Genomic DNA, 9,691 nt, shown 5'->3' with positions numbered 1-9,691 from the left:
GCCAGTCGGTCAGCGTTTCCCTGCCCGTGGCCTGCTTGAGCTGCGCAAAGCTGTCGGGACTCATGTACCCGGGCCAGAACACGACCGTGGTGGCCAGGCAGCAGGCCGCGGCGATACCGGCCAGACCCCAGATCCAGCGTCGTTCATGCCAGATCCGCCGGATATGTCCCATGGACCCGGATGCTAACAGCGCGGGCCGACTCAGCCCCGCATTCGCCGCGGAGGGCTCCTGACGGTCAGGGCGCGACGAAGACATAGCGCCGATAGGCGAAGAAGCGGAACAGCGTGGCGACGCCCCAGCCGAAGATGCGCGCGACGTTGTCGCTGAGGACCGAGTCGAGCCCGGCCGCATGCCTCGACACGTAGACCGTGCCGGCCGTGATGACGAGACCGACGACATTCACGAAGGTGAACAGCGCCAGTTCCTGCGTCAGCTTCTCGCGGTGCTGGTGGCGGTAGGTCCAGTAGCGGTTCCCGGCCCAACTGAAGATCATCGCCGCGGCGGCCGCGGCCACGGACGCCCGGACGGGCGCGGACCGCATCGGTCCCCCACCCGCGCCGGGGAGGCCGAAGACCAGCAGGTTGTAGCCACCGTTGTCCACCACGAAGGCGAGGGCTCCGACGATCCCGAACTTGGTGACCTCGCGCCAGATGCCCCTGATGGCCTCGCCCGTGCGCAGCGCCAAGGACGCGAGGACCGACACGGAGCAGATCGTATCGACAGGGTGCGCCCCGGCATGTCGGACATCCCCGTGTCGCAGTATGTCCTATTATCGACAAGGTCTATGCGGCTGAGGAGAGGCTGTGAGCCCAACAATCGCCTGCGTCGTGCCGTGCCACAACGAGGAAGCGGCCATCGGCAAGGTCGTGCGCGATCTGAGGGCGGCGCTCCCCGAGGCCGACATCTATGTCTACGACAACGCCTCGACCGACCGCACCGTGCAGGTCGCCCGCGAGGCGGGTGCCATCATCCGGGAGGAGCCCCGCAAGGGGAAGGGCAATGTCATTCGGCGCGCGTTCGCCGATGTCGACGCCGACGCCCTGCTCATCATCGACGGTGACGACACCTACGACGCCTCACGGGCGGGCGACATGGTCGACCTGCTCTTCGAGGGCCCGTACGACCAGGTCGTCGGCGCCCGCCGCGAGGTCGTCGACGGTGCCTACCGGGCTGGGCACGCCGTCGGCAACAAGCTGCTCACGGGGGCGGTCCGGTCGCTTTTCGGCAATGACGTGACCGACATACTGAGCGGCTACCGCGTCTTCTCCCGGCGCTTCGTCAAGTCCTTCCCAGCGCTCGCCCGCCAGTTCGAGACCGAGACCGAGATGACGGTCCACGCGATCACCCTCCGGCTTCCCACGGCGGAGCTCGGAGTCGACTTCAAGGACCGGCCGACCGGAAGCGCGAGCAAACTGCGGACCTATCGGGACGGCTGGAGGATCCTGCGGGTCATCCTCAATCTGGCGCGTCGCGAGCGGCCGTCGCTCGTCCACACCGCGGTCGCGGGCCTGCTCGCCCTCGTCGCGGTGATCCTCGCCGCCCCGGTCGTCATCGACTTCATCCGCCTGGGCACCGTGCCGCGCTTCCCCACGGCGATCCTCGCGGCCGCGATCATGACCATCGCGGCACTGGTCCTGCTCGTGGGCTACATTCTCGAATCGGTCATGCACATGCGTCAGGAACAGTCCCGGCTCGTACATCTGGCCTACCCGGCCCCTCAGCGTTCGCCGCGCCCGGGCGACCCGGACGACGGCCAGGTACCGAAACCTCCGACCGGCAAGGGTCCGTCCCGACCCCCGTCCGGGTGGCAGCCATGGACACCGGCTCCGGAGGCGGACCTGCCGGGGGCGTCGCCCTGAACGGCCCGCCTCCCTTGCCAAGGCTCCGCCCATGACCGGTCAGGCCGCGCGCTCCATGCACACCAGTCGGTCGCGGGTGTCCCACGAGCCCACCACGGTGAATCCGAACCGCTCGTACAACGCGATGGCGTCGGTCCGCCAGTTCCACACCGACAACCGGACGGTGCCGGCGCCGGTCTTCCCCGCATGCTTCAGCGCCGCCGCGACCAGGGCCGCCGCGACGCCTTGCCCACGCATCGGCGGAGTCACCCACAGCCGCTTGATCTCCGTCCATCCCGCGGCCGGTGCCACGACGACACACCCCGCGGTCTCCTCCCCGCGCAGCGCCACCAGCACCGCATCGCGGGCGAACACCGCACGCGGGTCCACGATCTCCGCCCGATACCGGTCCGGCAGTGCGGCGACATCGGCGACAGCCGCACCCTTCTCCGCCTCCGTCTGCAAGTGATAGGCGGACAGCAGCCCGGCAAGCCCGTCCGGCCCGGACGGGCTCCGGACCGGCCAGCGTGCGACGACGGTCTCAGGTCGATCAGTCATGCCGGCCAGCATTCCAGATCGGCGGCGCGGCATTCCGGATCGGCGGCGCGGCGCGGTGGCCGAGGTGCACCGCGAGTGCTGCACCACCTGCTACACCACCTGTATCGGATGGCGGACCACGGCGTCGAACAAGTAGCCCTGGGAGTTGAACACCGACTTCTCCGGCTGGGAGTGCCCCGTGGAGTCGGTGGCCCGGGCCATCACCTGGACCTGACCGCGCCGATCGGGCCGCCAGTCGATGTGCCAGCGCACCCACCCGTTCCGGCGAGGGATGTCGCGCAGACGCGCTCGGCGCCAGAGTGTGCCGCCGTCCGTGCTCACCTCGACCTGGCGCACCCGGCCGCTCCCGCTCCAGGAGCGTCCGTGCAGGCGTACCCGGTCGCCTGCACGCACCGTGGCGTTCCAGGGCAGCTCGAAGGCACTCTTGACAGTCTGCGTGGTCAGTACAGGGCCTCCTGCGGGCGGGTAGGCGGGGCCGAGGAGGCGGTAGAAGTCGGTGTTCCACGGCGAGTACAGCGGTTCCGCCGAGACCTCGATCGAGCCGACCCACTTGATGGACGAGATGCCGATCCAGGACGGCACCAGGACCCGGACCGGGTATCCGTGGTCGGGCGGCAGCGGCTCCCCGTTCATCTCGAAGGCGAGGATCACATCGTCCAGGGCCTTGGCGATCGGCAGGGGGCGCCGCACCCGGCCCAGATTCAGCCGGCCGGAGACATACTCGTCGTCCAGACCGGTCGGCATCACGTCCACGGCGTCGCGGGTGACTCCGGCGCGCCTGAGCACCTCGGCGAGGCGTACCCCGCGCCAGCGGGCCATGCCTATCGCACCGAGGGTCCACGCGGTGCCGGTGGCCGGCTCCCCCTGCTGGGTGTCGTAGAAGCTCCGCCCGTTGCCCGCGCACTCGATGAACGCGCTGAAGGTGGTGGAAGGCATCCGGCGCAGCTCGTCGTAACCGAACTCCATGGGACCGCCGCGCAGACCGCTGCCGAAGACGCGCAGCCGCCAGCCGTATTCGTCGATCCGCGGGGTGGAGGTGTGGTTGCGGACGAAGAAGCGGTCGATGGGGGTGTGGTAGCCGGTACCGCGCAATGCCTCCCACTTGGTCTCGGCGTTGGTGCCGCGAACGCTGAACAGCTCCACCGGCAAAGGCTTGACGATGCCGAGGTCGGCGGCGGCGACCGCGTCGGCGATGGCCGCGGCGCCCACGGGAACGGCGACGAGTCCGGCGGCGCCCAGGAGCTTGAGCATGTTGCGGCGGGTGACGCCGTCGGCTCTCGCGCCGCCGCTCAGCCACTGCTCGAGCCGACGGCGGTCGTAGGCCGCTTCCGAGGTGGGATCAGGGGCCGAGGAAATGTCGGTCATGCCGGGATCGTACGAGGGCCCGTTCCGGCGAGGTAACCGTCATATCCCCAGGTCCGCGTATGAACTCGGTGGTTCAGGGATAGCATTTCGGGGCGGCGCGGGGGCCCGGTGTGTCACCGAGGTTCTCGTGTGCGGCCGCTACTCCTTCACCGCGCCGGAGGTGAGCCCCTGGACGATGTGGCGGCTGGCGAAGGCGAAGAGCACCATGGTCGGAAGGATCGTGAGCACGGCTGCCGCCGACATCGAGCCCCAGTCGATGTTGAAGCTGGAGATGAAGCCGTTCAGCGCGGTGGGGATGGTCTTGTGGTCGTCGCTGTTCATCAGCGTGACCGAGAGGAAGAGCTCGTTCCAGCAGTTCACGAAGTTGAAGATGAACGCCGCGATGATGCCCGGCTTCATGACCGGGAAGAGCACCTGGAACAGCGCGCGGAAGCGGGAGAGGCCGTCGATCATCGCGGCTTCCTCCAGCGCGTCCGGGATGTTCTCGAAGAATCCGCGGAGCATCACGGTGCAGAAGGGGATGCAGACGGCGATGTACACGAGGATGAGCCCGAGGCGGTTGTCGACCAGGTCGAGGTCGGTCATCAGCAGATACAGCGGTCCCAGCGCGATGAACGCGGGGATCATCTGCGTGACGAGCGTCGCCATCAGCAGCGCGGACTTGCTCCGGAACTCAAAACGGGCCAGGACATAGGCCGACAGCATGGAGATCGCTGTCGCCGCCGCTGCCGCCACCGCGGCGACAACGAGGCTGTTCGCGATGTAGACGCCGAACTGATGGTCCCTGAACAGCCCGGTGTAGTTCTCCAGGGACAGATGCTCCGGCCAGTAGGCGATCGGGAACGTGAAGATGTCGCCCGGGCGCTTCAGCGAGGTGATGGTGATCCAGTAGAGCGGGAAGACGGTGATGAGCAGCCAGGCGGCCAGGAAGGACACTCTGGCCACGCGTCCCGGAACGGACTCCTTGCTGATCACGATCGTGCTCCCTTCTCCTCGCGGGTGGCCTTCTCCCGTGTGGCCATGAGGTGGAAGACCGAGAACACCAGCAGGAGCGCGACGACGACGAGGCCGAGCGCGGACGCCTTCCCGTAGTCCCCTTGCTGGGTGATCGTGATCATCCATGTGGTGAGGATGTGTGTCTCGTTGTTCGGTCCGCCGCCGGTCATCCCGAAGATGAGGTCGGGGAAGTTGAAGATCCAGATGACCCGGAGCAGCACGGTCAGCGCCAGTGTCGTCCGGATGTACGGGATGGTGATCTGGAAGAGCGTGCGCGCCTTGCCGGCGCCGTCGAGCTGGGCGGCCTCGTACACGTCGTCGGGGATGGACTGCAGGGCGGCCAGGATCATGATGGCGAAGAAGGTGACCCCGTACCAGACATTGGCGACGATGATCGCGAGCATCGCCATCCTGGGCTCCGCCAGCCAGGCGATCGGGTGGTCGATCAGCCCCGCCTTCTGGAGCAGGTCGTTGACGACCCCGAACTCGCTGTTGAACATCCAGCGGAAGAGGATGCCGATGAGGAATCCGGAGATGGCCCACGGGAAGAAGATGAGCGCCTGGTACAGCCCCCGGAAGCGGAAGTTGCGGCGCAGCCACAGCGCGATGGCGAAGCCGATCACGAACTGGGGAACGAGTGAGGCGATCACCCAGAGCGCGGTGTTGCCGAGGATGGTGGGCCAGGCCGGGTCCTCGAGGACTGCCCGGAAGTTGTCCAGGCCCACCCAGGAGGTGTCGGTCAGGTCGGTGAGGTTCCAGTGGCGGAAGGCCATTTGGCTGCCGCGCACCATGGGGTAGTAGACGAACGCCGCGACGAAGAGAGCGGCCGGAGCCATGTAGCCGGCGATGACCAGGCCGCGGCGCGCGGTGAATTCGGGCTTGCGGGGACGCCGGCCCGCGCTTTTCCTCGCGGGCCGAGCGCCCCCCTCGGGGGAGGGGCGCTCCACCTGCTGATGAGTCGAAAGGGTCACGTCCGGCTGTCCCCTCAGCTGCCGCTCTTCCACTTCTCTGTCCAGTACTTGTCCCAGCCGGCGAGCAGCTCCTTCGGCGACATCTTGCCGAGCAGCACCCTCTGCACCTCGGCGTCGGACTTCTGCGACCACTCGCTCCACCAGGGCACATCACGGGGCTGGGGGACGGCGACGTAGACGTCCGGATGGGCGGTCATGGTCACGTAGCTCGCCCAGGGACCGGTCTTGTAGAAATCGTCCTCGCTCGCCTTCTTGAGGATCGGGACCAGGCTGTTCTCCTTGGTGAAGGTGGTCGACGCCTCGCCCTGCGAGAGGAACTTGATCAGCTCGAGTGCCTCCGGCTTGTGCTTGGCGGCCTTGGCGATTCCCCAGCCCGCCGTGGCCAGCGGCTGAACGGCCTTGCCGGTGGGGCCGGTCAGCAGGGGGGCCGTACTCCACTGGTCCTTCTTGATCGCCTTCGACTGCCCCACCGTGGCGATGACCTCGGGGTCCTGAAGCAGGAACGCCGTGGAGCCGTTCGAGAATCCCTCGACCATCTCCGGGTACCCCCAGGCGACGGACGACGGCGGCGACGCCTTCTTGAACAGCTTGAAGTAGGTGTCCAGCGCGTCCAGGGCCTGCGGTGCCGCGAAGATCGAGGTGCCGTCGATGAGCTTGTAGCCGTTTCCGGGGTCGATCGTGTCGGCGACGTACGCCTCGATGGCCGCGACCACGTTGTTGCCCGCGCCGGCTCCGCCTCGGAAGGCGTAGCCGTACTGGCGCTTGTCCTTGTTCTGGATCCTCGCCGCCTGCTCGAGAAGCTCGGCCCAGTTGGCGGGCGGCTTCTTGAAGCCGGCCTTCTCCACCAGGTCGGTTCGGTAGAACAGGCTCAGGCCGTAGAAGCCGTAGGGGACGAAGTACGTCTTGCGGTGGACGTCCTGGGAGGCGTGGACGGCGTTCTCGGTCAGGTTCTTCCAGCCGCTCCAGCCCTTGAGGTCCTTGCTCATGTCGTAGAGCCACTTGTTGGTCGACCAGGGGCCGACGGTGGTGTCGCGTACCTCGAGCGCGTCGACGCCGTTGCCGGACTGGAGCATCTGCTGGATCTTCTGGTCCGCCTGGTTGGTGGGCGGCGAGACCAGATTGACCTTGATCTTGGGGTGCTTCTGCTCGAACTCGGCGATGAGCTCCTTGAGGAGCTTCGTACGCGCGGGGTTCGTGAGGCTTTCGACCATCTGCAGGGTGACGGTTCCGTCACTCGGGCCGGTGGAGCAGCCCGCCATCAGCATCGCGGCGGCGATGCCGAGCGCCAGTGTTGCCTTGCCGGTTCTCAACTGTCCTCCTTCATGGCTGCGGTTGCGCAATGGGGCAGGATCCATACGCGGAGCCCCTCGGCGCTTCCGTCACTTCGAGGCGAGGTCCGCCTCACGGGCCCACTTGTCGAGCACGGGAACGCAGCGCTCGGCGAAGTACTCGAAATCGGCGGCGGTGTTGTAGACGTGCGTCGACAGGCGGAAGTAGCCGGTCCCGTCGAAGCAGGTGAAGGCGGCGGTGACGCCCAGTTCGTGCGCCACCCGGTCGCGCAGCGCATTGGCGTCGTCATGGCTTGTGGCCAGGCCGTTGGGAAGGCGCACCAGCCGCAGGGCGTTGACCGGCATCCCGACGTCGACGGCGCAGCTTTCGCCGCAGAGCTCGGAGAAGGCGTCACCGATGATCCGCTCGGCATAGTCGGCCAGCTCCCGCATGTAGGTGCGTGCTGTTGTCCAGCCCCAGGTGTGCTCGATGAAGTCGAGCGCGGTCGGCGCCGCCAGGTAGCTGGTGGCGTCCACCGTTCCCTGGGTGTCGAAGCGCTCCGGAAACGGATCGGCGGCGCCCCAGGAGTCGATCAGCGGGTGGAGCTCGTCCCGCAGCGGGCCGCGCGCGATCAGCGCCGACGTGCCACGTGGGGCGCATCCGAACTTGTGGAGGTTGCCGATCCAGAAATCGCATGTGAGGCGGGAGACGGGGTCGTCGATCAGGCCGGGAACGTGGGCGCCGTCCACGAGTAAGGGGATGCCTCGCTTCCGGGCCTGCGCACCGATCCGCTCCACCGGCATGCGGCGTGCGGTCATCGATGTGATGTGGTCCAGGACGATCAGCCCTGTCGCATCACTCAGTGCGCCGAACACGGCCTCGCACGCCTGGTCCTCATCGGCGTCTAGAGGGACTGCCACCGTGCGGACACTGGCGCCCCAGCGTCTCGCGAGGCGTTCGGCCCCCATCGTGACGGCGCCGTATCCGTGGTCGGTCACGACGATCTCACCGCCGCGCCTGGGCGGCAGGCTCGTGTAGACGGCACTCGCGCCACCGCTGGCGTTCGGCACCAGGGCCAGGTCTTCGGCGCGGACACGCAGGAACGCGGCGATCGCCGTCCGTGCCCGCGCGATGCGCTGCGGAAGGGTGGGGAACCACACCACTGGAGAGCGTTCCATCTCCTGGCGCAGCCGGTTCTGCTCCTCCTGGGCGAGGAGCGGAACCGCCCCGAAGGAGCCATGGTTGAGATGCCTGTGGGCGGAGTCCAGGGACCAGGCTTCGGCGGCCGCGCGGCCGTCCGCCAGGAGCAGAGGGCGGGGCCCTGTGGTGACATCGGTCCTGCTCACGTGCCCCGCACCCCCACCATTTCTGATGACTTGGGAAAGACGTATGACGACTTGCCCGCGCATCCTGGCACGGCGCTCCGATCGAGGGCAATACTCCGAGGGCCCCGTCTTCCTCTTCTCCCGTTGCCGACCCCCCTGCAAGGCAGGACGATGAGGCTCTGTGCTCCTGAAAATACGGCTATACAGAACTATTCCCCGCATAAAATGAGCACAGGACACCCAAGGGGCGCCGCTCCTGCCCCACTTCTCGGCGCTTCTCGGCACTTCTCAGTACTCCTCAGCACTCCTGGGCGGAGCCACACCATCACCGACAGTCCACCCGGCAAAAGAAGTCGTCTAATGACTTCCATCAGACATCAGATGACTGGGTAGAGTGGTGTGAAGCGGGCGGCGCAGCCCGGACGGGAGGAAGCGATGTCCGCAGTCGACAGGGCGTTTCACGGCCTACGGCACATGATCGCCACCGGGCGTCTCGGTCCCGAGGAGCGCATTCCGCCCGAGAACGAGTTGTGCGACGAACTCGGTGTCTCGCGGGGCCCTCTGCGCGAGGCGGTGCGCATGCTCGCCGCCCTGCGTGTCGTCGAGCCCCGCCACGGGTCGGGCACCTATGTCTCCCAGCTTCGGCCGGAAGACATCATCGGGAGCCTGTCGCTGACCGTGGATCTGCTGCCACTGGCCGGCCTGCTGGAGGTCTACGAGATCCGGCGCATTCTGGAGTCCCACATGGCGGCGCAGGCAGCGGCCCGCGTGACCGCCGAGTCACTGAGGACGGTCATGGAGCCCATGGAGGCCATGGAGGCGCAGCAGGATCCGTCCAAGACCTCCACCCTCGACCATCGCTTCCACTCGGCGATCGCCCGGATCGGCGGCAACCCCGCGCTGGAGTCCCTGCTCGAGGTCTTCCGTGCGCGATCTCGCGCGTACCAGCTGTTCACACTTCCTCAAAGCGCCGAGATCAAGCGCGCGAGCGACGAGGAGCACCGGGCCATCGCCACCGCCATCGCCAACAGGGACCCGGTCGCCGCAGCCACCGCGGCGGCGACCCACGTGGCGCACACGGAGAGGTGGCTGCACACCCTTCTGCCGCCTGCCGCGGCGGACGGCGGCCACGGATCCGATTCCTCATGACGGCGCCGCCGCGGCGAGACCAGTCCTGCCCCTGCTCTTCGGCGGCGACCGGTACAGGATCCTCAAGGAGATCGGCCACTGCCTGCCCGTCTCCGCGGAGGATCGGCTCACGGTGAATCCCCGCTCCTCCATCGACCTGGGCAAATATCCGGCGATGATCACGGAGTCCTGGATCGTGCCGGCGGCGTGGGCGATCGTCTCGGTGGTCGCCGCCGTCGT

General features: G+C 67.7%; 10 protein-coding genes. 2 read left to right on the top strand and 8 right to left on the bottom strand.

Going from position 1 to position 9,691, the window contains the following annotated elements; genetic code table 11:
- Positions 1-236: 236 nt before the first annotated feature.
- Entirely contained in the window at positions 237-704 is a 468-nt protein-coding gene (locus IEY86_RS35060) for a GtrA family protein (protein WP_189135957.1), read from the bottom strand.
- Between the two features lie 100 nt (positions 705-804).
- On the opposite strand from IEY86_RS35060, the gene IEY86_RS35055 reads away from it, so the two are divergent.
- Positions 805-1,860, top strand: a complete 1,056-nt coding sequence (locus IEY86_RS35055; protein WP_189135956.1) for a glycosyltransferase family 2 protein — start codon at positions 805-807, stop codon at positions 1,858-1,860.
- Between the two features lie 39 nt (positions 1,861-1,899).
- Here IEY86_RS35055 and IEY86_RS35050 read toward each other — a convergent pair whose 3' ends face one another.
- From IEY86_RS35050 to IEY86_RS35025, 6 genes are all read right to left on the bottom strand, one after another.
- Entirely contained in the window at positions 1,900-2,397 is a 498-nt protein-coding gene (locus IEY86_RS35050) for a GNAT family N-acetyltransferase (protein ID WP_189135955.1), read from the bottom strand.
- Positions 2,398-2,487: 90 nt separating this feature from the next.
- On the bottom strand, positions 2,488-3,762 hold the full coding sequence (locus tag IEY86_RS35045) for a sulfite oxidase (protein WP_189135954.1): 1,275 nt from the start codon (positions 3,760-3,762) through the stop codon (positions 2,488-2,490).
- A 138-nt stretch (positions 3,763-3,900) separates the two neighbouring features.
- Positions 3,901-4,737 (bottom strand): carbohydrate ABC transporter permease, encoded by an 837-nt coding sequence (locus tag IEY86_RS35040; RefSeq protein WP_189135953.1) that lies wholly within the window; start codon positions 4,735-4,737, stop codon positions 3,901-3,903.
- The gene (locus IEY86_RS35035) at positions 4,734-5,729 is read right to left on the bottom strand and encodes a carbohydrate ABC transporter permease (protein ID WP_189135952.1); all 996 of its coding nucleotides are present in this window, start codon (positions 5,727-5,729) and stop codon (positions 4,734-4,736) included. The genes IEY86_RS35040 and IEY86_RS35035 overlap by 4 nt, the downstream gene beginning before the upstream one ends.
- A 14-nt stretch (positions 5,730-5,743) precedes the next feature.
- Positions 5,744-7,039, bottom strand: coding sequence for an ABC transporter substrate-binding protein (locus IEY86_RS35030; RefSeq protein ID WP_229699049.1), 1,296 nt, complete (start codon positions 7,037-7,039; stop codon positions 5,744-5,746).
- Between the two features lie 69 nt (positions 7,040-7,108).
- Positions 7,109-8,344 carry an aminotransferase class V-fold PLP-dependent enzyme gene (locus tag IEY86_RS35025; protein ID WP_229699048.1) on the bottom strand — a complete coding sequence of 412 codons (1,236 nt, stop codon included), beginning with the start codon at positions 8,342-8,344 and terminating at the stop codon, positions 7,109-7,111.
- 414 nt (positions 8,345-8,758) lie between these two features.
- Between IEY86_RS35025 and IEY86_RS35020 the strand changes: the two genes are divergently transcribed.
- Positions 8,759-9,472 (top strand): FadR/GntR family transcriptional regulator, encoded by a 714-nt coding sequence (locus tag IEY86_RS35020; protein WP_189135949.1) that lies wholly within the window; start codon positions 8,759-8,761, stop codon positions 9,470-9,472.
- On the opposite strand, the gene IEY86_RS35015 is transcribed toward IEY86_RS35020, so the two are convergent.
- The coding region (locus tag IEY86_RS35015; RefSeq protein ID WP_189135948.1) for a hypothetical protein at positions 9,467-9,691 on the bottom strand (225 nt) is incomplete at its 5' end. The genes IEY86_RS35020 and IEY86_RS35015 overlap by 6 nt on opposite strands.

This window comes from Wenjunlia tyrosinilytica, assembly GCF_014646055.1.
Taxonomy (GTDB): Bacteria; Actinomycetota; Actinomycetes; order Streptomycetales; family Streptomycetaceae; genus Wenjunlia; species Wenjunlia tyrosinilytica.
This window is presented reverse-complemented; position numbering and strand designations above follow the sequence as displayed.

What these genes read in the sequence shown, in the direction of transcription:
- IEY86_RS35050 (WP_189135955.1), bottom strand. Translation starts at nt 2,397, where the DNA reads ATGACTGATCGACCTGAGACCGTCGTCGCACGCTGGCCGGTCCGGAGC.
- IEY86_RS35045 (WP_189135954.1), bottom strand. Translation starts at nt 3,762, where the DNA reads ATGACCGACATTTCCTCGGCCCCTGATCCCACCTCGGAAGCGGCCTAC.
- IEY86_RS35020 (WP_189135949.1), top strand. Translation starts at nt 8,759, where the DNA reads ATGTCCGCAGTCGACAGGGCGTTTCACGGCCTACGGCACATGATCGCC.